Below are 23,898 nucleotides of genomic sequence, written 5' to 3'. Positions count from 1 at the left end.
CTGGGCGGAATTGCCAGCGCACCATGCGGACCCCAAAAGCCCTTTCTATCTATCGGTTATCAATTGGTATTTTTGGAAAAAGTATGACCACTGTAGCATTCTTTTCAAGGGTGCACAAACGCAATCTCCCCTCCAGAACCAGAGCGAGATGTCAGGCGATGACGTAACGGGAGCAAAAAAAAGACCAGGGATATTGAATTTTAAAGCATTTTCCAAGACCAGGCCGGCGAGCAATCAACCATGTAATTTTACGGTAAAAATAAAAAATTCAGTCAAACCGGAACCGGGATAGATAGTTCTTGAGCGTTTTTCTCTTTACTCCATCAAGGGCGGGACAATCATCCTGATCGACGCTTCCCTCAACTGCGCGGAACGCAAAAACCGTGCAGGTTTTCTCACCGCATTCCCGGCAATTCGTTTTCGGCAACAGCTTGAAAACTTCCAGAAACAGCGGCCGGCTCTCACTTTCACATGTCGGCTCTATTTCGTCCCGTCTCTGCCAGGTTTCATTGATTTCACGCTGCAGCCATGCAATGATCTTCTCAGCCTCTTCTGCATCCCGCAACGCGTTTACCGCTATCTTGCGGGCATGAAGGGTGATCAGTTTCCCGTAGTTTTTTATCATAAGCGATGGGGGATCGGCAGTATACACATGTCCCCCCAGGACACTGTTCAAATAGGGCAGCACCTCGCTGATATCGTTGTTCAGATGCGCGAAACAGTGGACTCCGGTTGCCTTTGCGTCGCATTTTGATTTGAAGATCTCAACTCTGTAGCCGGTCAGCAGCATAGCGTGCTCCTTGTTGTAGCGCCTGTACATTATATTTTCTTCTGGGGAGTCAATACCCAAACTGCAGCGCATTGCACAAATACCATGAACTTTCCACACCTGGTAAGGTGTGCGCAACCCACATGCATTTTCTCACAATATTAGAGCGAGTTGCAACAAGTATCCACCATTGTCCCCGAACTCCCATCCCCGGGGAGCCGACACCGCCAAATGTTATTTTTTGCATCTGGTGTGTCAGCATATTTAACACAATGTAAACACCGTTGACATTCCCCTGTGTCTTGCCAGTACCGCCTGGTCGCTTGCTGAAGGCAACGTCTTTCACCAACGGCTGACCTGATCTTTGACCATGCAACAGGCTGTGGCAACGGTGGAGGCATCGGCCTGGAGTTCGCGGTTTGGTGACATCTTCACGAAGGGGGTGCTGGAACGTTTTATGCATAAGCAAAGTTACTCTGTCAAACACAATTGGTTGCCCAGGAAGCTTCAGACAAAAGGAGAACGGTATGGTTGCCTCTATCTTGGTTGTCGATGACGAGGAATGTAACCGGACACTGCTGACAACAGTTCTTGAAAATCACGACTATCTTGTATCGGCCGTCCAAACCGGTGAGGAAGCCATTGCCCGACTGCAGAATGAAAGATTCGATGTCGTTATTACTGATCTGCAGATGGCTAAAACGACCGGGATGGAAGTTGCGAAATTTGCCAGGACCACTTGTGAGCAGACAATCGTGTTCATGATAACCGGCTGCCCCAAAAACCGGGTTGAAAAACTGGCAGACAGGATCGGAGTCGATGAGTATCTTGCAAAACCGTTTTCAGCCCATGACCTGATTCACCGCCTGGCGGTGCATCTGCGCGGAAGGCCCACCGCTGCATTCCCAGCCGACTCGCACTCACGCAGGTTTACCAATGTGCACAAAAGAACGTCTCTGTAATAAAAACAGAGTTCACCCTAGCTGTCGACCGCAGGCGATGCCGGCTTTCTAGCCGGACCGCCCCCCCCGTTCAGGCTGATCTGGATTGTATACTCCTGGCAATCGTCGCCGCTGTCGATCTTGAACCCCATTTTCCTGGCAAGGGCTATCATGTGTCTGTTTTCTTTCAGGACAGTACCCGTTATATGTTTGAACCCGCGTTTTTCAGCAATATCGAGACAACGGCGCATAAGGCCGGCACCAATCCCCTTGCCCTGCCACGGATCGCCCACCAGAACCGCGATCTCTCCCTCTTTTCCATCCGCCTCACCGACAATTCTCGCCCCCCCGAGCATTCTCTCATGCTCCGGCGCTTCGTCTATGGCTGCCAGCGCAATTTCGCGATCGTAATCAATCTGGGTAAAGCGCGATAACAGTTCAGGAGGCAGTTTTGTCATGACACCAAAGAACCTGTGGTAGATGGTTGTTGGCGACAAGACCTTGAAGAGCTCGGAAAAAAGCGGTGCATCTTCCGGCCTGACTGGCCGTATAACCAGTTCCGTCCCTTCTTCATCAACCATCCGGGATATCTCCTCACCGGGGTAAGGACTGATGACCAGGTGCATTGGGGAACTGACTGCTCCCTCTAAGACCAGCATGCGCGCATCGACCGCTACCGGTCTGGTGTCTTTGATTATTACCGGATTCATATCCAGCTCGGAAATTTGCGGAAAATCGACAAGCAGTTGAGACAAACAGACAATCATCTCTTCAAGTTTCTCAAAATCAGCCGGCGGACGATTCCGGTATCCCTGCAGCAACCGGAAGGCCTTGGTCTCCTGCATCAGACGCCTGGCAAGCAACCTGTTCATGGGGACCAGGGCAAGGGCCCGGTCCCTGAGAACTTCGGTAAAAATGCCGCCCATTCCGAAAAGGATGACGGGCCCGAAATCGGGATCCCTTTTTGCACCCAGAAGTATCTCAAAATCCGGCTTGGCGAGAAACGGCTGCACCGAAACGCCATCGATTCTGGCATCTTCTCTGAACTGCACCGCAGCTGCCATGATACACCGGTAGGCCGTTCGGACATCCTGGTCGGACCGTAAATCCAGCTGCACTCCTCCGGCATCGGTTTTGTGGGTAATATCAGGTGAAAGAAGCTTGATAACCACAGGATAACCCACACTCCTGCTCAACCGCACCGCGTCATCCTCGCTGGTTGCGATCTCCGTCCGGACAATCGGCAGGTTATAAGCTTTTAGAATTTCATGGACGTCCGCTTCGGACACAAAGGTTTCCCCGCTATACCTGGCGAAGACCTCTTCTGCCTTCTGCTGTTCGTATACTATATCCCGGCTCACCTTCCGCGGCACTTCCAGCAACATCTCCTGGTTCCTGGTGAACGTAACCATATAAAGGAACGCCCGCACCGCTCTTTCCGGAGTATCGAAAGTCGGGATGGCAGCATTGTTGAGGAGATCAATCGCCTCGGCAACGCTTTTTCCACCCATCCAGCACGCGAAAACAGGGTATCGGTGGCGTTTTATCGTTTCCACAAGCGCTTTGGCACCACGTACAGGGTCCGTCATGGCCTGAGGCACGAAGATGACCAGCATCCCGTCAAAATTGCGGCTGGCAAGGCACACTTCCAGGGTCTGGCGAAGCCGGTCAAAGGTCGCATCGCCGAGGATGTCGATAGGGTTGCTTCGGCTCCAGCAGACCGGCAGGACCTCATCGAGTTCCGCCACGGTCCGGGGGTCAAGGGGTACCGGCTCGTACCCATGGCTGGAGAGGAAATCCGCCGCCATCACCCCCGGTCCTCCGCCATTGGTGATTATGCCCAACCGGGGTCCCTTGGGACGCGGCTGTTTGGCCATAAGTTCGGCACAATCGAAGAGTTCCTCGATAGTGTCCACCCGGACAAGCCCTGCCCTTTTGAACGCAGCGTCATAGACCGCATCTTCTCCGGCCATCGCCCCCGTGTGGGAAGCCGCAGCCTTGGCACCGGCGGTGGATTTCCCTGCTTTTAACACGATAATGGGTTTCACCCTCGACACCGACCGCGCCGCACTCATAAATTTCCGGAAATTCTTCAAATTTTCGATATAGAGCAGAATGCTTTTGACCGCGGGATCGTTTCCCAGATAATCGATCATATCGCCGAAATCCACATCGAGCATCGACCCAATACTGATGAAGTGACTGAACCCGATCTGCTCCTTAAAGGCCAGGTCAAGGATGGAGGAGCAGATGGCGCCGCTCTGGGACACCAGAGCCATGCTGCCAGTGGCGGGCATTCCGGAAACAAAGGTAGCATTGAGCCGGCCACGGGTCTGTATTATACCGAGGCAGTTCGGACCCACGATGCGAAATCCCGAGTTTTCGATCAGGACGTGGATTTCCTGTTCCACAAGCCTGCCGCTCTCCCCGGCTTCTCTTCCCCCGGCCGACAGGACCACGGCTCCGCCCATCTTCCTGTCGATACATTCCCGGATAATACCCGGAACCGTACGGATAGGCGTCGCTATGATTGCCAGGTCAATTCCCTCATCAAGCTCAGAAACCGATCTTTTCGATGGAATTCCAAGCACTTCTTTATATTTTGGATTCACCGGGAATATTGATTTGGTAAAGCCGTTGTCCACGAGATTTTTCATTACTATATTGCCGACGGTCCCTGCGCTGTTACTGCCGCCTATTACAGCTATTTCCTGCGGATCGAGCAACCGATTGAGATTGAATTGTCCCATGACCTCCCTCCAGTTATCCGGATCTCTTTTGCTCACATACGTTCACCTGTTCCCCGGCAAGACGGCTCCCTGCCTGCTTTCAGCGGTATCAGGCAAACGACACACCACACACCCGTTCCCTACTATTTTACCAGATTCAGGCTGAGCACCGGAACAGGACAGTGCCTGAATATTTTTTCCGCCGTGGTCCCGTACATATAATCCTGAAAGCTGCTTCTTCCCCTCGAGTTTATAACAACCAGATCGACTTTTTCCTCATCCACCACTTTGAGAACCTGCTCAAAGGGAATCCCGATGCGGATAATCGCCCTGGTACCGACCCTTGCCGGAACCACCTTGCGAAAAAGATCTTCAATCCGCTTCATGCGGTCTTTTGCCTCATCTTCGATATAGTTATCCACCGAAAATGAAGTTCCCATGGTAAGGAATTTCAGTTCTTCATCCTGGCATACAGCTCTGAGATGTTCGATCTTCCGTTTGTCAATTACATTTACTGCCAGAAGTTCTGCCGAGTTCCGTTCGGCTATTTTTCCGCCGTATTCCATAAGCTCCGCACTGTAATCGGCAAAATTCACAGTAACCGCCACACGCGTTATAGTTCCCATTATCGTTCCTCCCAATTATCTCCGGCCGAATTTTTTTCTATCCCTGACGCTGAGAACAGGAACCGGAGAATGTCTGAAAACCTTTTCCCCGTTGGATCCATGCAGAGTACCCACCAGGTTACTCTTTCCCTTGTTGCCGAGAACCACGACATCCACTTTCTCTTTTTCAACCGTCTTCAGTATCTCCTGATAAGGGACTCCCGCCCGGACAAGTACCACCATCTTGATTCCGGTATTGGGGAAATGGTCATTTATCAAGTTCTTGATCGCCTTAATCCGCTTGGTCCTCGCTTTTTCAATGTAACTTTCGATGGTCAGGTTTTCCGGCAGATATGGTATGGCTATCTTGGCCGCCTCGATATCTCTGCTGTTAATAACGTTTAAAAGCAGCACCTCAACATCCAAACCCTTTACAATTGCCAACGCATACTCAATGGTCATCTTTGAGTAATCGGACAAATCCACACAAGCCATGACCTTTTTAATGTTTTCCATTTTCCACCTCTAATCCATAAATAGGTAAGTGAACTGATCAACCAGCATGTTTTTCGCTTGCCTGCAAAACGTTTTGATAAGTGTTGGCATTACGTCATCCTCTTAAACAGAATATCTTTATGCGCAGCCGCTGTCGTCCATAAGCTTTTCTATAAAGGTAACAGCAAATATCGTTCCAGCGAACAACCCGCCACGTTGCGCCACTTCTGCGCGACCGCACAGCGTCGGGTTATTCGGACAGACGGATTTTCACACCGGGTTACTGTCTCGTCGATCAACCGGGATTATTTTTTCCACTGAAAAAACCTTTTCTATTCTGTAAAAAAAGCTGACACTGTCACTGTTATTTTTCCTGCCAACATCATTGGCGACAGGAGCGGAAACCTTGAAAGACAATATCAGCGGGCAATAAAATGAAATTTGACGTATGGCATGAAATGTGCTCAAAAATTATGCAGGAAGCTCAAGGTGCAGCCTGGCGGCGCGCCCGCCGCAACGAAGAAGCCATCGGGCGCCTTAAAAAGCACTTGCATCTTGACATCAGCTATAAAAAGACATGAATGTGGCGACAGGCGGGAGCAGCCATAACAGCTCTACGAGCGATAGAGTAAAATTTAGATCTACCTACCGCATTAATATCTGGAAAAGGAGAATGCGCATGCTGAACGCTCTCAGCCTCAGGGCGAAAATAGGTTGCAGCTTCGGAGCGCTGGCTCTTGTGGTGTTGCTCAGCGGGGGATGCATGTTCTGGTATACGTACCGGATCGACACCATGATGAAAATGATGGTTAAAAATGAGTTGGTACTCTACAAAACCCTTCAGGATATCGCCTTCAGCCTTGCAAACCAGAAAGGGTTCGTGACCTATTTCACAGTTGACAAAGACGAGAAATGGCTCAAGCTGCTTACCGAATATCGTCAAGCATTCAACCGGACAATCACCCAGGCCCAACAGCTGAAACTTACCCCCGAACAAAGAAGGAACCTCGAAACAATTACGCAAAAATACAACGCCTACAGCAAGAAAAAAGATGCGGTGATCCAAAGCTATCGGAAGCAGCACAGCGACGGCACGGTTTCCAGCCTCCATGAAATACAGAGAAGAGCATTTTTTGAAATCCTCCAATTATGCAGGACGTTCAGCGAAGACCAGTGGCAGGTGATCCTGCGCACCCAGCAAACCAGCAATACTTTTTCGCAGAAACTGAGGGTGGTAGCCTTCACCACTATTGCCCTGTTTGGCGTGATCTCGGTGATTTTTCTGGCATTTCTCTACCACCACATTCTGGCACCCATCAGGGGCCTTGCCATTGAGACCGGCAGATCGCCCCAGGAAAGCTCCAGGGACGAAGTCAACTCCCTGGCCCACTCATTCAAGGATATCATGAAGGATCTTGGTGAAACCAGTGAAGAGCTGGCCAGAAGCAGGAGAAACCTCCTGCAGGCCGAAAAAATGGCGATGGTGGGAGAGCTTGCTGCAGGGGTGGCGCATACCATCAGGAACCCGTTCACCTCGATAAAAATGAGGATGTTTTCCCTGGACCGCTCCTTTAAGCTCAATGACACGCAAAATGACGACCTGCAGGTGATCTCCGATGAAATTACCAGGATTGACCGGATTCTGGAAAATTTCCTGGAATTTTCCAGACCGCCGAAACTGGTCCTTAAACAGTGCAACATCAGTGATATTATCAGGTCGGTACTCATTCTTCTGGAATACAGGCTGAAATCATACAAGGTCACCCTCCATTACATCCCACAGGACGACCTGCCAACGGTAAAGGTCGACAACGACAGGATCAAGGAAGCACTGGTCAATATCATTATCAACTCCTGTGAGGCAATGGAAAACGGAGGTAAAATCGTCATTACCGAGCGACTGCAACAGGACCCGCAGGCCGGGGAAGTCCTGGCCGTTGCCATAAAGGATGATGGCCCCGGAATTCCCAAAGAAATCCTCGACAAGATCATAACCCCCTTCTATACCACCAAGGAAGCCGGTTCGGGGCTTGGCCTGAGTATAGTTGACAGAATCGCGCAGGAACATAACGGCAGATTTATTGTTACATCACAGCAGGGCCAGGGAGCGGAATGCACCATCCTGCTGCCGACAAGAGGTTAATCACATGAACAGTCTACTTATTATCGACGATGATCAGCAGCTTGGATTGAGTTTTGCCAAGATTCTTTCCCAGGAAGGATATACCCCCCGCAATGCGTTCACCGGCCGCGAGGGGATAGAGTCGGTCAAGAAAAGCAGGCCGGATCTCGTGATTCTCGATATACGTCTGCCGGACATGGGAGGGCTTGAGGTATTTGACGAAATCCACAGCCTGTTCCCCAAACTCCCGGTAATCATCATTACCGCCTACAGCACCACCGAAACTGCCATCGGCGCCATCAACAAGGGGGCGTTCGATTATATCTACAAACCTTTTGACGTACCGGAAATGCTGGCAGTTATTGAAAAAGCCATGGTGGCGGGACGGTGCATGTCTTCCCCTGTCGATGTCAACCCGGACGGGAACAGGTTCTCGGACAGGGAAGCACTGATAGGCAACTGCAGCAGCATGCTGGAGTTGTATAAAGCCATCGGCAGGGTTTCCGCAACCGATGCGACCGTCCTGATACGAGGTGAATCCGGTACCGGCAAGGAACTCGTATCTCGAGCCATCTATAACCACTCCAGCCGGGCCGACAAGCCTTTTGTGGTAATCAACTGTGTCGCGATTCCCGAAACACTCCTGGAGAGCGAACTTTTCGGTTATGAGAAAGGGTCCTTCACCGGAGCCGTGCACCGGCGGGTTGGCAAAATAGAACAGGCCAGAGGTGGTACTATTTTCCTTGACGAAATTGGCGATATGCCGTTGTCCATTCAGTCCAAGTTCCTGCGATTGCTGCAGGAGAACAACATAGAGAGACTGGGAGGGAAAGAGCCGATCGACGTCGATGTCAGGATAATAGCGGCCACCAACCGCAACCTCGAAACAGCCGTTGCGGAAGGAACCTTCCGGGAAGATCTCTACTATCGCCTGAGAGTCGTCACCCTCACCCTGCCTCCGCTCAGGGAGCGCCGGGAAGATATAGATATCATAGCCATTTACCTGCTGACCAGGCTTTCCGCGGAAATGTCTCTTGACAACCCGGGCATTACCGATGAGTCGCTGAACAAGCTCAAGCGGTATGACTGGCCGGGCAACATACGCGAGCTGTCCAATTCGCTCAAAAAAGCTCTTATCTTCAACAGGGGAGCACCCATTCAGCCGGAGGACATCAATCTCTACAGCAACCACACAGCCCAGCCCGGCGGGCGGCAGCAATCCGCCGCCGAAGCCGATGACATCCTGCCCTGGATCAGGAGAATCCTGCATTCAACTGAGCAGGAGAGAGCGTTCGATTATTGCCTTGACCGTGTCGCCGCGCTTCTTGTCAAGGAGGCTCTTGCCATCTCCGGCGGCAACAGGTCCCGTGCCGCAAAATTACTTGGAATATCAAGACCTACTCTGCACGCCAAAATATGCAAATTTGCGCTCGATACGAAATCAGACGACCCCTGCTAGCGTGATTGGCGCAGCAGGGGTTCATATTTCACCAGAGACATGGTCCTGACCCTGCTCCATTCGGGAGGACAGCAGCCTTGATTGGACGCCTGTACAAGCGCCGCCTAGCCAACATGTCAACCAGAGCCACACCGCCGCACGTTACATCTGCTGCGCCTGAAAAGGCCCAACGACAGGTGAAATGGTATCAGGACGCAAAATTTCTTCAGAAGCCCTGAACTCATTGAAACAGGCGGCTATACAGGAAACAAGGCTGAGCAGGCTGCGGTTGTCCACCCTAATAACAATATCATGCAGCGTTGTATCATATGGGGGTTTGCCGAAGAGAAAGTGGGTCCACTCGGAAGCCTGTTGATCGTTGTCTGCAACCATCTCCCTGGCCGCCGCTTCCCCAATTCCTTCCTGCAGGACAGCTCTTTTCACTCGGTCTTCCCAATCATCGCACACCAGTACCCGCAGCACCCTCCGGTTCGTTATATCGAACAGAGATGTATGGAAACCGTAATGGAGCCTGCCGCGGGAAGAATCCAGTGTTGCGTCCAGGGTGCACCTGAGGCAGTTGATATATTGCTGTTTCCTGAGCATGTATCTGCGCAGCGGCGGCCTCCTGCCCAGTATCACTTTTTTCTGCTTCTCTACAGGGATGCCGAACTGTTCCGAAACCTCCTCGAAAAGCAGGGCATCCGAGTATACGGGTAGCTGAAGAGAATTGACCAGTTCACCAACGAGCGTCGCCCCACCGGTAAATGAACAGGGAAAAATCGCGATTGACCACATACCCCCTCCGTAATGTTAAGTCAGCGTCAGACTCCGGCAGGGGATATGTAGCAATCTACATGCCATATTCAACCGCGTTTTTTACCCGGGAACTTGGTGACCGATAAGAAGCGGAGAACCCGGACTTGTCCTGCCCGGGGTGGCCGAAACACGTTTGTTACCAGCCTGAACTGTTTCGGCCAGGGGATAAATCAAGTTTATTTCACCTTGTCAACAACCGGCTCTATACGCACCGCCGATACCTTGTACTCAGGTGTTCCGGTTATGGGATCCCGGTGTTCTGAGGTCAACAGATTGGTCAGACAGCTCTGGTGATGAAAAGTCATAAACAGACATCCCGGCTGAGATCTGTCCGTCACCCTGGCTTTAACCCGGACCTCTCCCCTCCTTGAGGAAACCCTCAGCAGATTGCCACTGATAATCCCAAGCCTTTCTGCGTCCTCTGGGTTTATCTCGACCTTCTCTGCTGCTACAATCCGGTCGATACCCTGGCATCGCCTGGTCTGGGATCCGTTATTGTAGTGCTCTCTTCTGCGTCCGGTAATAAGAGTAAAGGGATACTCCTGGTCGGCCGTCTCCCCCGGCTGATGTTGATCCAGGCCGTTAAACCAGGCTTTGCCGTTTGGCCGGGAGAAAAGATCGGTGTACAGGGTCGAGGTACCGGGGTGATCCTTGTCGGGACAGGGCCACTGGAGTCCGCCGCTTTTGAGCCGGTCGTAGCTGACTCCCCCGTAAATCGGCACCAAGGAGGCGATTTCATCCATGATTTCCGAAGGACCGGAGTATGACATCGGGTATCCCATCCTGGTTGCCAGAAGGCTTACCACCTCCCATTCGGCCATTCCGGCAAGAGGCTCCACCGCCTTGCGAACCCGCTGTATCCGCCGCTCGCCGTTGGTAAAGGTACCGTCTTTTTCGGCAAAACTCGCCCCCGGCAGGATGACATCGGCAAAGCGGGTTGTTTCGGTATGAAAGATATCCTGAACCACCAGGAAATCGACCTTTTCCAGGGCCTTGCAGACATGGTTCAGGTCAGGATCGGTCTGGGCCGGATCCTCTCCCAGGATAAAAATTCCCTTAAAACGTCCCTCGACGCATGCATCGAGCATTTCAACCGACTTGAGTCCAGGCTCTTTTGGTATCTCCACGTTCCAGGCCTTTGCAAATTTGGCGCGAACATCGTTGTCGCTCAGCTGTTGATAGCCGGGTAAAATAGTTGGGGCTGGGCCAAGATCCGACGCCCCCTGCACGTTGTTCTGTCCCCGTAGCGCCATAATGCCGGTGGACGGCCTGCCTATTTGTCCGCAGACAAGGGCAAGATTGGCGATAGCCATGGCGTTTTCAGTACCGGAAATATGCTCGGTGACGCCAAGTCCGTAGACAATCATCGCCTTTTCAGCGTGCGCATAGAGGTAGGCCGCCTCCTCTATTTGGGAAGCCGCAACTCCGGTGATCCGCTCAACCGAAACAGGATCGTATTCCTGGACTTTTTCTTTGAGCTCGGAAAAGTTTTCACACCGCTCTTCAATAAACTTGCGGTTCTCCCAGCCATTTTTCAAGATTACATGAATGATCGAGTTGAGCAGGGCAATATTCTGGCCCGGCCTGACATTGAGCCAGACATCGGCTCTTTTTGCCATCCAGGTCTTCCTGGGATCGCCGACGATCAGTTTTGCCCCGTTCTGTAAAGCTTTTTTCAGGTAGAACCCGATAATGGGGTGAGCCTCCGTCGGGTTGGAACCAAAAAGAAAAAGGGTATCTATTTCCGGCATCTGGGCCAGAGAATTTGTTGCAGCACCTGCTCCGAGACTTGTGGCCAGACCGGCCACGGTGGGGGCGTGTCAGACCCGGGCACAGTTATCGACATTGTTGGAGCCGACCGCCGTTCTCACCCATTTTGCCAGGAGAAAATTTTCTTCATTGGTACAGCGGGAGGAGGAAAATCCGCCGACCGCATCGGCCCCGTATTCCTTTATCAGTTGTTTAAAACGCGAAGCGACAAGGTCAAGAGCTTCATCCCACGATGCTTCCCGCAACCCATCTTTTTCACGAATAAGAGGCGTGGTTATCCGATCCCCATGATGGATAAAGTCATAGCCGTACCGTCCCTTGATGCAGAGATTACCGTGATTCACCGGAGCATCGAAGTCGGAATCGACTCCCACCACCTTGTTGTCCTTGACCTTGAGGAACAAATTGCACCCGGTACCGCAATAGGTGCAGGTAGTGCGCACCCGTTCGATCTCGGCTCGCCGCCCCATCCCCCGGCTTTTGCGGCCCGAGAGCGCTCCCGTCGGACATGCGGAGACACACTGTCCGCAGAACTCGCAGTTCTGAAGGCTTCTCGGCTTGGAAAACGCGGTGTCCGGCATCACGGTAAACCCGCGTCCGGTGAGGTCGATGGTGCCCGCCATAACCACTTCATTGCAGATCCGTACGCATCTGCCGCACACCACGCACTTATTCGGCTCAAAACTTATAAAGGGATTGTCCTCACGAAGCGGCAGATCCCATTGCTCTCCGCCAAACCGGTCGAGATCGGCACCATACTGGTAAGCGAGCTCCTGCAGGGTACAATCGCCCGTGGCTTCACAGCACATGCAGTCCTGGGGGTGATTGGAAAGCAAAAGCTCAATGGCGGTCTTGCGCAGCCTGAAGAGACGCGGACTCTCGGTTGTCACTTTCATCTGGTCAGTTGCCGGCGTAGTGCAGGAGGAGAGCGGCCGGGGCGCACCGTCAACCTCCACCAGACAGAGTCTGCAGCCGCCATAAGGTTTCAGTCGCTTGTCATGACAAAGAATCGGGATGGGAATGCCGTTTTGCTGACAGACTTCCAGGATAGTTTTTCCCGGCTCAAAGGCTATCAGGCGACCGTTCACCGTCATTGCTTGTTTCGGTTCCATAGGTAGATTCTCCGAACGATATAGGATGATGATACTACAATTAAGAAAACGTGCTCCCTGGGAGGAAATTCCACGTACGGGAGATGGATATTCGAATCGCCGGTTACTCTACCCCACAACCTATAAATATGCAAACAATGCATATTTATAGGTGCCCGGATTTAAAGTAATTTTTGGTTATTCTCTGGAAAAATCTCTGTAAGGGTCAGCGATGGAGGGAATCGGAATCGGAAGGAAAAAGCTCTTGAAACCGTCTGTTTGCATACGTTTCTATATCTTTTTGCAGTCTGCGGTATTTCTTTATCAGGTCCTTCGCTTCAGGGGTAAGAAAAGTACCTCCCTTAACACCCTTTTGCACAATAACCAGATCTTCGGAGAAATTACCCTGGAGCGTTTTGATATGGTTCCAGGCTTTTTTGTAGTTCAGGACCATGCGTTCGGCCGCACCGGCAATAGAGCCTTCTTCTTCTATCAGCTCGAGGATCTCGGTCTTCCCCTTGCCGAAAAGAAGCTCGCCGCTCTCATTTTCTATCCAGGTCTTGGTTCTTACACGCATTGCAGAATGCACCTCTTTTAAAGAGATATAAACTAGTTAGTTGTTGCCTCTCTGCAGCATGATAACGCATGCAACGCCCCCTGGCAAGAAAAGCCGGTCCCACCGTCCGGGCAAGCGGGTATTGAGGACCGGCAACCAGTTTCATGTTTTACCTCTGCCCCGGAATCCGGCAAAATTCATCCATGGTGTCGATGACCAGTGCTGAACCGTTGTGACGCGGAGCTAAATATTAATGAACAGGCATCTCCCACAGACCGTCCTTGACGAGCTGGTCCATAGTCTGCTCTATTCCCCTGCGGAGAATCTGCACCATCTCGTCGATCTGCTCCCTGGTGATGATTAACGGCGGGGACATGACATTCATATTAATGATCGGACGAACAATCAGCCCCATGGCCTGGCATTTCTTATCGATCCTTCCCCCCATCTCGTAATCGAGCGCAAGCGAGCTTTGTTTGTCCGGGTCCAATAAACATTCAACGCAGGCCATCAGCCCCTGGCCCCGAACATTTCCCACTATCGGGATATCTTCGAGCTCCTTTACTTTTTGCAGGAAATAAGGCTCAGTTTCCCGGACATGCTCGAGAATTTTTTCCTGTTCCATGATCTCGATGTTCTTAAGAGCGGCGGCACAGGCGACAGGATGGCCGGAGTAGGTGTACCCGTTGGAGAAAATGGTCCCTTTACCCGTATTTCCGGAGATCTCGGCAATCAGGTTGTCGGACACTATACAGGCTCCAAGAGGCTGGTACCCCGACGTCATGCCTTTGGCGCAAGTTATGATATCCGGCACTATGTCAAACACCTTTTCAGAGGCGAACCAATGGCCAAGTCGCCCGAACCCGGTTACAACTTCGTCTGAGATATAAAGAACGTCATACTTGCGGCAGATATCAAGACACATCTTGTGATACCCTGCCGGAGGGATAACAACCCCGCCGGAGGCAAGAATCGGCTCAGCAATGAATGCAGCAACATTTGCCGGCCCCAGCTCCAGGATTCTATCTTCGAGTTCTTTCACCTTTGCATCCCTGAACTCCTCTTCAGACATGCCAACGGGCCTGCGAAACGGATTGGGCGAGCCGATAAAACTGATAATATCCGCGGCGGTGTCCTGGAAATTCTTATCCCTGGTCTTACCTGAAGCAGAAGCTGAAAGATAAGTGCTTCCGTGGTACGCATCCTGTCTTGAAATTATTTTTTTCTTTTCCGGCCGCCCCTTGCAGTTGTTATAGAAGGAGACAAAACGTAGAGCGGAATCGACCGCGGTTGAACCGCCGGTGGTAAAAAACACCGTATTGAGATCGCCGGGCGTCATCTGCGCCAGCTTTTCCGCCAAAACGGCCGAGACATCATTGGTCAGGTTAAACGGTGAATAATATGGCGTACGCATTATCTGGCGGGCAATGACCTCAGCCATCTCCTTTCTACCGTACCCAATCTGGGTACACCACATGCCTCCAGGTCCGTCTATCAACCTGTTTCCTTCAGAATCGTAAAGATAGATTCCTTTCCCTCCCACCGCCACCGTTCTCTGATTTTCGCCGAAACTGCCGATATCTTCCCAAGGGTGCAGGTAGTGCTGGTTATCCTTGTTCCTTAAATTCTCGGTACTCTGTCTGTCAATCACGCTGCCTGAACTCTCTAAGATTTTATTCATTATTAGCCCCCCGTAATGGAACTCCTTGATCTTCACAGCATTACGCCACGAAATCTGCACACTGCTAATTTTGTACGATCGTTCAAATCATACTTAACTGTACAGACCCCCACCGCCACTGTCAATATATTTATATGTACGTTCATTCAAATTAAACAACGAACGAACCTGGGCAACGGTTTAATTTCGTTCAAGGCGACTAGTTATTACTTGAAATTACAACAAATCACAGTGATTTGATCCAAAACCAAAAAGCAGGAAAACTTTTCCAGCCCTTCAGCTGTGGAGGTGACAACGCGGTTTATTTCTCCTCAGGTGAAACACTGAAATGATCAGGGAAAAAACTCGACAGGAACAGGAAAACGGTCTCAACGGCTTTCCGGCGATCAAAAGTTTCGTAGTGAATGTAATAATCTACCCACATTCCTTCCACCATAGCCATTATGCCATCCACCACCATCTTCAATCTTACATTATAACCGCCTTCTTCATTGATTTTTGACAGAGGATTGCGAATATACTCAATATATCTTGCATCCCTCGTTTCGACCATGGGGATAAGCTCAGGCATGGAACGGACCTGTGAGCGCAGTGTCAGCCAGAAACCGACACTCCTCTCATTGAGAATTTCCTCTGAAAAATCGGAAACAACGAGATTTCTCATTTTCTTCACCGGGTCATCACCGCCCCTGCGCAAGGCCTCTTCGCTGGCTTTTGTATAGAGATCAGACATATAAATAGCTGTCTCAAGCAACAGCCTCTTCTTGGTCTTGAAGTGGACATTGACAAGTCCCCGCGAAACTTTGGCATGTTCAACAACTCTGCTTACCGTGGTTTCCGCGATACCATAAACAGAAACAACCTCAACAGTTGCCTCGATAATCTTCTGTCTGTGCCAGGCCTTGATTGCTTCGCGGCCTTTCGGTTTTGTTGTGGACAGTGTCATAGTACCTGCTGATTTGAATATAATTTTACAAGGCGGCCTGCGCGTCGCGCCTTTCTGCCCCTGACCGGGGTACAACTTGCCGAATATAAACGGAATTGCAAATTATTGCAACTCCGGTTCTCCCCTTCCAGGTTATGGACTCACTTGCAGACAGTTGCGATTCAAATCAGAGGATTGTCGGAATTATGGGAGCAACGAGAGAACGAAGGGAAAATCAGTAAAGAGGCGGGGAAAAGATAATCCAGAGCAACCGGGCCAGGGTCCGTTTACACGCGTTGTACCAGTTTAAATTCAACCAAAGAAGAGACGGAGCCAAGTTCCAGTCACCCTGAATTACCGGGTCTGGCTGTTGCCCTTGACAACAGCCGTTTTTAATTTTTCACAAGGAGCAGCCGTTACACTGCGATATCTGCCGACTCCAGTTCCCCGTCCGGAACATCCTCTTTTTTGTCAGAATTATTCCAGGGGATGCCAATCCAGTTTTCCACCGTCAGCGGTTTGTTGTCCGCATCCACCAGGGGTTTGGGAGCATCTATCTTCTGGGTCAGCAGGGAGACGGCGACGAGGGCGATAATTGACAGGATCACGCCCCATATGGAGCCAATATAAACCGCGTCCCACATCGCCCATTCAAAATAGACTTGACCTTCGACAATAACACCGGTGTTGGCTTCCATGGTGAACGGCAGGTAATAGAAATATCCGGCGGCCCAGCCGACCAATCCTCCGATAGCGGACGCTATTGCCCCATAGTGGTTGGCTTTTTTCCAGAACCAGGCAGCAACAAAAGGTATTGCAATGGAGACCATGCCGAGAATACTGACGACAATCATCAGGTTAAAGATTGCCTTGGCAAAAAGAGCCATCAAAAGAGCGACCAGCGCAACTACGGGAACCATGCGTTTGGTCCCCTTAAGGAGATCTTTATCCGTGAGTTCGGGCCGGAAATAACGCCAGACATTATTGCAGCAAAGCGTTGAAACACCAAGTATCACGCTATCTGCCGAGCTCATGATGGCGGCTACGAGGGCAATGATAAAGATAATGGTTACAGCAAGAGGCAGATGATCGACCGCCATGTACAGCAGGATGTTATTGAGGGCGCTATTAATGCTCAGATCCGGATTCACCCGGAAATAGATCATTCCAAGGAAAATAGGAATCAAACCTATGCTGACATACAACAGGGCGGACAGATATCCCGACCTGACGGCAACGGTTTCTGATTTTGCGGCAAGAAAACGCTGAACAAGAGTCTGAAACGGAAGCGACCCGAGTCCCAGGGAAAGCCACGCAGCTGCCCAGTAGAACCATGCTTTGTGACCGACATAGTAAAAGAAACCGGCGTTTTGATACTCGGGGTGTTGAGCCGCCTGTGAAATCGGAAGAAAAGACCACTGGTTGATTCCATAGAAGTTTGCCGGCTCATTGGAGAAGAAACTTGCAAAGCCACCGGCCTCCGGCCAGACCATAATCAGCATAATAATAAGGCTTATGATCAGGATAACCATCTGCACCGCGTCCGTCAGGCTTACCGCCCACATACCGCCCATATATGTGTAGACCATTACCACCAGGGTGGAAACAACGATGGCGGTGTTAAGAGATACTCCCGTGAAATAGTGGAGGATAGCCCCGAAGGCGACAAGCAGGGATGCCAGCCATCCGGTATCGGCAATAGACAGGACTATTGCCGAGATCGCGCCCATCTTTTTGCCGAATCTCTTATCAAGCATGTCTACGGCCGTCAGGAATTTTCCCCGGCGGAGCAGTCGGGCGAACGCGAAACCGACAACGAGTAGACTCAGTCCCGCCGCCCAGGGATCGAACAACACGCCTTGATTGCCGAACAGATAAGCATTGCCCGCTCCACCCATGCAGGTTCCTGCCCCAAACCAGGTAGCAAAAATGGTACCGGTACAGAAAAACAGACCAAGACCGCGACCGGCGACTATATAATCCTCTGAACTTTTGATCCGTTTGGACGCATACCACCCAAGCGCCAGCATGCCCAACATATATGCGACCAAACCCCAAAGTACCCAATGAGAATATTCGTAAACGCCTTCCATGTGATACACCCCTTTTTTGATATTGTATTGTTAACTCTCAATCCGTTCCTGTTCAAGAAAACTTTCCCAGACGGCAAACGTGCAAAACGAACACTGGATCCAGGTGGTTGGTCTGCCGCAGAAAAAATTATAGCCCTCCTTTTTTTACAAACTCAAAATTATTGTTGCCGTTGCGTAAATCCGCAATCGTTGCCGATCCGGGCCCCCTACTTCCTGCAGAAGGGTTTTACGCTTCTCTTTTTGAACGATCGTACATTTTACATGTATCACCCTATATGATCAAATCACCCTTGTCAAGTTTTTAAATGTACGTTCATTCAATTTAAAAATACCTTAATTACCAGGCCCACCACCCCTTGACGGGTACCTTATTGATAACATAAACTTTTCTTGAGAGAGCAGCAACAAGGATACAACAAAAAAACAAAGCAGCTTAGAAACTATTGCCATTAACACCTTAATATAGCGTTTTTTTGCGCAGCCAACCAAACCATCGACAAAGGAGGCGATTATGAAGAAATCTCTCGGCCCGCAGTGCCTGCTCTTTCCAACCCCGGTATTGTTAATTGGAAGTTACGACCAGGAACAAAAACCCAACCTGATGACCGCAGCCTGGGGAGGGATCTGCTGCTCAAAACCGCCCTGCCTCGCTGTTTCCCTGCGTGAAGCCACTTATTCCTTTTCCGCAATTGTCAAACGTAAAGCCTTCACCGTCGGTGTTCCCGGAAAACATCAGGTGAAAGAGGCAGATTACATCGGTACCGTATCCGGCCGCAAGGTAAACAAGTTTGCCGAAACCGGTTTTACCCCGGTAAAAAGTGATCTGGTTGACGCTCCTTACGCCGACGAGGTGGTTTTCGTACTTGAGTGCACCCTGCTCCACACCCTGGAAATCGGGTTGCACACCCTGTTTGTCGGAGAAATTATCGACGCAAAGAGCGATACGTCGGTGCTAAAAGATGACGGCAGCCCCGACATCATGAAAATAGACCCGATTATTTACGATCCGGCGCACCAGGGCTATCACGGGATCGGTCCATTTCTAGGCAAAGCTTTCTCCATCGGCAGGAAATGACCAGAATCCACGGGAAAAAGTTGCCGCGGCCGCACCACAGCTGACAAACGCGGTGCGGCCAAACCACCTCGGCCTGTTGCCAGCCTCGCGCAGCCCTGAGATTTTCTTACCGCACAGACCAACAAGGTCTGTCTGTTTCCGACTGAGCCTATTGCATCCGGGGTGCTACACCTGTTTATAAAAAATATCCATAGCATCGCGCAGACGTTCGATCGCAATCTGTCCGGGTGCCGAAGCATCCTTGCCGATTGCAAAGGTCACATCGGAACCGAACAACCCTCCGGCCAGACGGGTGATCTGTCCCATGAAACCCATGGACATGGTGATAATAGGGACATCCACCGTTGTGTTGCGTGCACGATTGGTGGCATTGAGCAGGGTGAGAACATCGCTGTAGCTTTTGGGCATTACCGCCAGCTTGGCGATATCGGCCCCGGACCGGCACTGGGCTTCGAGTTTTTCGACTATAAAATTCTCCCCCGGGGTTTCGTCGAAATTATGATAGGAAAGAATAAGTTTTACCCCGAATTCTCTGGCTTTCGACCGGACCGAAGCGATAAAGTCGCGATCATTGCAGAGTTCAATATCCACCAGATCAACGGTTCCGGCAGAGATTGCGGCCTCGATAAGATCTCTTCGCTTGTCCTGGTCAAGCTTTGCCATGCCGCCTTCACAATCGATGCGACAGGTATAGATCAGGGGAATATCGCCAATCACCCTCCGCAACCTTGCCTGGACATCGAGGCAGGCGTCAATATTGCCGACCCCGGCAAATCCGTCCACGCGCCACTCCAGCAGATCGGGATGCAGAGGTTTTAACAGCTCCGCCTCCCCGAGAAGATCATCACTGTTTTTGGCAACAAGGGGCAAACAGACTAGAGGCTTTTCACCTCCAATCACAACATCTCTCACCTCAACTGCAATTTTACTCTGCTGTCTCATTTTTCATCCTTGTGATATTATTTACGGGGTCATTTCTCTTGCCGTGCTATCTGTTTTCTCCAAGAGTACGCTATTTTCGCTGGCGATACACGCTAAACAATACAGCAACCGGCAACAATTGCGGTAAATCTGGTTTTTCAGGCATTTTTCCCAAGTGACCTGACGACGCACCTTCCCGCCCCATCCTTGTTCCATTATCTGGCATCCGCTTGGTAACTACCTGGTTGATTTTCCAAACAACTCTGATCAACAACGCAATATCGGCCAATAGCTGGAGATAGAACGCATAGCGCGTACCGTTCCTATCGGTCCGACTCCTTGAGGATACAGAAAAAATAGAACATCGTTCTATTTTTTCACAAAAATCATTGACAATTTATTCCACCCAATATATTCTACTGTACAGGACATCGTTCTATTTTTTACCAAACTACGTACTGCTTCACCACCGTACAAGAATAGATGACAGACCAGGAAATTTTTCCGCATCAACAATGCAGCAACCGGAGCCACTCAATCAGGAGACACAACCATGGCCAGACCGATAACCGAAGAAGAAAAGGCTTACGCCCAGGAACTTCTCAAACGCGCACAAAAAGCGCAGAAGCAGATTGAAAATCTTGACCAGGCTACCGTTGACCGGGCAATTCAGGCAGTGGCTTGGGCCACGGCCAACGAAAAGACTTTCACCCGGTTGGCGCAGATGGGGGTGGAGGAAAGCGGTTTGGGAGACCGGGCAGGCCGTCCCAACAAGCGGTTTAAGATCAAAGGGGTACTCCGCGATGCGCTGCGCCAGAAAAGTGTCGGCATAGTAGAGGAGATACCGGAAAAAGGGTTGGTAAAATATGCCAAACCTGTCGGCGTCGTCGCCGCGCTGGTGCCGACGACCAACCCGGCACTCACTCCGCCCGGCATGGGCATCTATGCACTCAAAGCCAGAAACAGTGTCGTTTTTTCGCCACATCCCAGGGCCAGACAGACCACCATTGAGACCGTCAACGTCATGCGCAGGGCGCTTAATAATATAGGTCTTCCAGAAGATATCTATGTATGCGCCGAACGACCTTCGATTCCACTGGCCCAGGAGCTGATGTCCATCTGCGACCTCACCATCGCAACCGGTGGACCGGCCATGGCAAAATCCGCCCACAGTTCGGGAAAACCTGCATATGCGGCGGGTCAGGGAAACTCGACTATGGTAATCGATGAAACCGCGGATATCAAAGAGGCTGCCCGAAACACCATGTTGTCGAAGATGTCCGATTTCGGCTCCGGCTGCTCAGCGGACGGGAACCTTATTGTCGAACAGAGCATCTACGACGCGTTTCTGGCCCAGCTGCAGGAGGAAGGCGGCTACCTGGTGTCCGATGAAGAAAAAGAGATGATAGAGAAAGTCTACTGGCAGGACGGTCACCGGACAATCGACACAATCGCCTGCCCGGCCGCACAGATTGCGGAAAAAGCCGGCTTCCCCCTCCCCGGGGATAAAAAGTTTCTCATCGTCAAGGAAGAAAATATCGGCAGAGAGTATCCGTTTTCCACCGAAAAACTGGGAACCCTGCTGGCCATTTTTAAATACAGCGGCTTTGCAGACGCGCTGGAGATGGTCCGTCACATCTACGATACCCAGGGAAAAGGCCACTCATGCGGGATCTACTCGTTCAACGACGAACACATTCACCAGCTTGCATTAACCGCACCGGTAAGTAGAATGATGGTACGGCAACCCCAGTCGAAGGCCAATGCAGGAAGCTTCTCCAACGGTATGCCGATGACCTCAAGCATGGGCTGTGGCGTATGGGCCGGGAACATTACCAATGAAAATATCTCTCTGAAACATTATCTCAACTACACCTGGGTCTCCCGCCCGATTCCCGAGGACCGACCAAGCGACGAAGAGCTGTTCGGCGAATTCTACAACACCGAAACCTGGTAATACCTAGTTCGGCAACCATGGAGAGAACCATGAACAACATCGTTTCCCACCAGCTGGTCAGATATCTGGAACGCCGTGGCATCAAGCATATTTTCGGTCTATGCGGACATACCAACATTGCGGTACTCTCGGCTATTGAAAAAAGCTCAATCCAATTCATCAATGTCCGCCACGAACAGATAGCCTCCCATGCGGCGGACGGCTATGCCCGGGTGACAGGAAAAGCATCGGTGGTATTGAGCCACCTCGGCCCCGGAATGACCAACGCGGCCACGGGGGTTGCCAACGCCGCCCTGGACTGCATCCCGATGGTGGTAATAGCGGGCGATATCCCCAGCCACTATTACGGAAAACACCCGCACCAGGAAGTGAACCTGCACAGCGACGGGGCGCAGTATGAAATCTACAAACCCTTTGTCAAAAGGGCCTGGCGAGTCGAGCGCCCCGAATTGTTTCCGGAAATAATCGAAAAAGCGTTTCAACTGGCAGAGTCCGGACAACCGGGACCGGTTCTTGTAGATGTCCCCATGGATATCTTCTCAAAAGAAGTGGATCCGCATCTTTTCGACAGACAGCTCGGCAACACCAAAAGTCTGCGAAAGCCGTCGCTTGACCAACAGACCGCAGAGGAGATCATCGACGCTATTCTCGCGGCCGAACGGCCGATCCTCTATGTCGGCGGCGGCATCCTCCTGGCAAAAGCCGCAACAGAACTTCAAAAATTTGTCGACCACCTGCAACTCCCGGTCGCCCACTCTCTGATGGGCAAAGGCGCGCTGCCGGACGATCACCCCTTTATCCTCGGCATGACCGGGTTCTGGGGCACCAGGTATATCAACGACTCCTGCCGCAACGCCGACCTGATCCTCGGCCTGGGCAGCCGCTTCAAGGAGGCCGACTGCAGCTCCTGGTATCCCGAGTATACTTTCGATATCCCCGGTACCGCCAGACTGATCCAGATCGATATCGAACCAAGCGAAATAGGGCGCAACTATCCGGTTGAAATCGGCGCGGTAGCAGACCTCAAACAGGCGCTTGGTATCCTGACAAAAGTTGCCAGGGCCAAGGTTCCCGAAGGTGTTCGACGCCCTGGGCTGCAGCAGGAAATCGCCGATGTGCAGGCGGGGTTCCGGCAGAAAAACGTGGCCATGGAGACAAGCGACGCTTTCCCGATGATGCCGGAACGGATCCTTGCGGAGACCCGTGCCGTGCTGCCCAGAAACGCCATTATTACCACCGACGTCGGTTGGAATAAAAACGGGGTTGGCCAGCAATTTCCCGTGTTCGTCCCGGGCAGCATCCTGACCCCAGGGGGCTACGCCACCATGGGATTCGGCGGTCCCGCCGCCATCGGCGCAAAAATAGCAGCCCCCGACAGAATTGTTGTCGCCCTGATCGGCGATGGCGGATTCGGCCAGAATCCTGCCCTGCTGGCCACTGCCCGCCACGAAAACCTGGCGGTTATCTGGCTGATCATGAACAACAACGCCTTCGGTACCATCGCCGGCCTTGAAAAAGCACACTACCAGACAACCTTCGGTACAGTTTTTGAAAAAGACGGCGAGTCCACTTCGCCCGACTATGCAGCCATTGCCAGAGCGTACGGCGTGGAGGGAATCACGGTAGAATCTGCCGGGGACTTCAAACCCTCACTTGAAAGAGCCATAGCGCTCAACAAACCGGTGGTAATCGATGTTCGCATGATAAACAATCCGGTCCCCACGACCGGGTACTGGAACATCCTCGACATCTATTCACCGGGGGAAAAAATTTCCCACGTGAGCACCGACTGATTCAGCGCCCACGTTTCTGTCAGGAGGGGAACGGGAGGATAACAGGCCTCCCATTTCCAGAACCGCTTCAATTTTTAGTGTGGTGTCCGGCGAGGTAGGGAATATCAGCTCAAATCTG

General features: G+C 51.5%; 18 protein-coding genes. 7 read left to right on the top strand and 11 right to left on the bottom strand.

The window, feature by feature from the left end; translation table 11 throughout:
* Positions 1 to 268: 268 nt before the first annotated feature.
* The gene (locus BLQ17_RS14005) at positions 269 to 820 is read right to left on the bottom strand and encodes a (Fe-S)-binding protein (RefSeq protein WP_245695142.1); all 552 of its coding nucleotides are present in this window, start codon (positions 818 to 820) and stop codon (positions 269 to 271) included.
* A gap of 476 nt (positions 821 to 1,296) precedes the next feature.
* On the opposite strand from BLQ17_RS14005, the gene BLQ17_RS14000 reads away from it, so the two are divergent.
* Positions 1,297 to 1,731 (top strand): response regulator, encoded by a 435-nt coding sequence (locus BLQ17_RS14000; RefSeq protein WP_092223895.1) that lies wholly within the window; start codon positions 1,297 to 1,299, stop codon positions 1,729 to 1,731.
* A 17-nt stretch (positions 1,732 to 1,748) separates the two neighbouring features.
* On the opposite strand, the gene BLQ17_RS13995 is transcribed toward BLQ17_RS14000, so the two are convergent.
* From BLQ17_RS13995 to BLQ17_RS13985, 3 genes are all read right to left on the bottom strand, one after another.
* Positions 1,749 to 4,496, bottom strand: coding sequence for a bifunctional acetate--CoA ligase family protein/GNAT family N-acetyltransferase (locus tag BLQ17_RS13995; protein ID WP_245695141.1), 2,748 nt, complete (start codon positions 4,494 to 4,496; stop codon positions 1,749 to 1,751).
* 86 nt (positions 4,497 to 4,582) lie between these two features.
* The gene (locus BLQ17_RS13990) at positions 4,583 to 5,065 is read right to left on the bottom strand and encodes a universal stress protein (RefSeq protein ID WP_092223894.1); all 483 of its coding nucleotides are present in this window, start codon (positions 5,063 to 5,065) and stop codon (positions 4,583 to 4,585) included.
* A 15-nt stretch (positions 5,066 to 5,080) separates the two neighbouring features.
* Complete coding sequence (locus BLQ17_RS13985; RefSeq protein WP_092223892.1) at positions 5,081 to 5,560, bottom strand: universal stress protein; 480 nt, start codon at positions 5,558 to 5,560, stop codon at positions 5,081 to 5,083.
* 413 nt (positions 5,561 to 5,973) lie between these two features.
* Here BLQ17_RS13985 and BLQ17_RS22660 point away from each other — a divergent pair, with 413 nt between their 5' ends.
* The 3 genes from BLQ17_RS22660 (at position 5,974) to BLQ17_RS13975 (ending at position 9,120) form a co-directional block, all read left to right on the top strand.
* Positions 5,974 to 6,120 (top strand): hypothetical protein, encoded by a 147-nt coding sequence (locus BLQ17_RS22660; RefSeq protein ID WP_176761236.1) that lies wholly within the window; start codon positions 5,974 to 5,976, stop codon positions 6,118 to 6,120.
* Positions 6,121 to 6,218: 98 nt separating this feature from the next.
* A complete protein-coding gene (locus BLQ17_RS13980; protein ID WP_176761235.1) occupies positions 6,219 to 7,682 on the top strand; it encodes an ATP-binding protein in 1,464 nt (487 codons plus the stop codon).
* Positions 7,683 to 7,686: 4 nt separating this feature from the next.
* A complete protein-coding gene (locus tag BLQ17_RS13975; RefSeq protein WP_092223888.1) occupies positions 7,687 to 9,120 on the top strand; it encodes a sigma-54-dependent transcriptional regulator in 1,434 nt (477 codons plus the stop codon).
* 141 nt (positions 9,121 to 9,261) lie between these two features.
* On the opposite strand, the gene BLQ17_RS13970 is transcribed toward BLQ17_RS13975, so the two are convergent.
* From BLQ17_RS13970 to BLQ17_RS13945, 6 genes are all read right to left on the bottom strand, one after another.
* Positions 9,262 to 9,897, bottom strand: a complete 636-nt coding sequence (locus BLQ17_RS13970) for a cytidylate kinase family protein (RefSeq protein WP_092223887.1) — start codon at positions 9,895 to 9,897, stop codon at positions 9,262 to 9,264.
* 197 nt (positions 9,898 to 10,094) lie between these two features.
* The gene (fdhF, locus tag BLQ17_RS23230) at positions 10,095 to 12,782 is read right to left on the bottom strand and encodes a formate dehydrogenase subunit alpha (RefSeq protein WP_245695145.1); all 2,688 of its coding nucleotides are present in this window, start codon (positions 12,780 to 12,782) and stop codon (positions 10,095 to 10,097) included.
* Between the two features lie 223 nt (positions 12,783 to 13,005).
* Positions 13,006 to 13,356 (bottom strand): winged helix-turn-helix domain-containing protein, encoded by a 351-nt coding sequence (locus tag BLQ17_RS13960; RefSeq protein ID WP_092223882.1) that lies wholly within the window; start codon positions 13,354 to 13,356, stop codon positions 13,006 to 13,008.
* A gap of 229 nt (positions 13,357 to 13,585) precedes the next feature.
* Complete coding sequence (locus tag BLQ17_RS13955; RefSeq protein ID WP_092223880.1) at positions 13,586 to 15,016, bottom strand: aminotransferase; 1,431 nt, start codon at positions 15,014 to 15,016, stop codon at positions 13,586 to 13,588.
* 301 nt (positions 15,017 to 15,317) lie between these two features.
* The gene (locus BLQ17_RS13950) at positions 15,318 to 15,962 is read right to left on the bottom strand and encodes a TetR/AcrR family transcriptional regulator (RefSeq protein WP_092223878.1); all 645 of its coding nucleotides are present in this window, start codon (positions 15,960 to 15,962) and stop codon (positions 15,318 to 15,320) included.
* A 395-nt stretch (positions 15,963 to 16,357) separates the two neighbouring features.
* Positions 16,358 to 17,980: a high affinity choline transporter 1 gene (locus BLQ17_RS13945; protein ID WP_176761234.1), complete on the bottom strand. Its 1,623-nt coding sequence runs from the start codon at positions 17,978 to 17,980 to the stop codon at positions 16,358 to 16,360.
* A 565-nt stretch (positions 17,981 to 18,545) separates the two neighbouring features.
* On the opposite strand from BLQ17_RS13945, the gene BLQ17_RS13940 reads away from it, so the two are divergent.
* Positions 18,546 to 19,109 (top strand): flavin reductase family protein, encoded by a 564-nt coding sequence (locus BLQ17_RS13940; RefSeq protein WP_092223874.1) that lies wholly within the window; start codon positions 18,546 to 18,548, stop codon positions 19,107 to 19,109.
* Positions 19,110 to 19,274: 165 nt separating this feature from the next.
* Here the strand turns inward: BLQ17_RS13940 and aroD are convergent, their stop codons facing one another.
* Complete coding sequence (aroD, locus tag BLQ17_RS13935; RefSeq protein ID WP_092223872.1) at positions 19,275 to 20,051, bottom strand: type I 3-dehydroquinate dehydratase; 777 nt, start codon at positions 20,049 to 20,051, stop codon at positions 19,275 to 19,277.
* Between the two features lie 532 nt (positions 20,052 to 20,583).
* On the opposite strand from aroD, the gene BLQ17_RS13930 reads away from it, so the two are divergent.
* The gene (locus BLQ17_RS13930) at positions 20,584 to 21,987 is read left to right on the top strand and encodes an aldehyde dehydrogenase family protein (RefSeq protein ID WP_092223870.1); all 1,404 of its coding nucleotides are present in this window, start codon (positions 20,584 to 20,586) and stop codon (positions 21,985 to 21,987) included.
* Between the two features lie 29 nt (positions 21,988 to 22,016).
* A complete protein-coding gene (locus BLQ17_RS13925; protein ID WP_092223868.1) occupies positions 22,017 to 23,780 on the top strand; it encodes a thiamine pyrophosphate-binding protein in 1,764 nt (587 codons plus the stop codon).
* Positions 23,781 to 23,898: the final 118 nt, after the last annotated feature.

It is taken from the genome of Desulforhopalus singaporensis (genome assembly GCF_900104445.1).
GTDB classification, from domain to species: domain Bacteria; phylum Desulfobacterota; class Desulfobulbia; order Desulfobulbales; family Desulfocapsaceae; genus Desulforhopalus_A; species Desulforhopalus_A singaporensis.
Note: the sequence above shows the minus strand (reverse complement) of the source record. Positions and strands in the feature narration are given on the sequence as shown.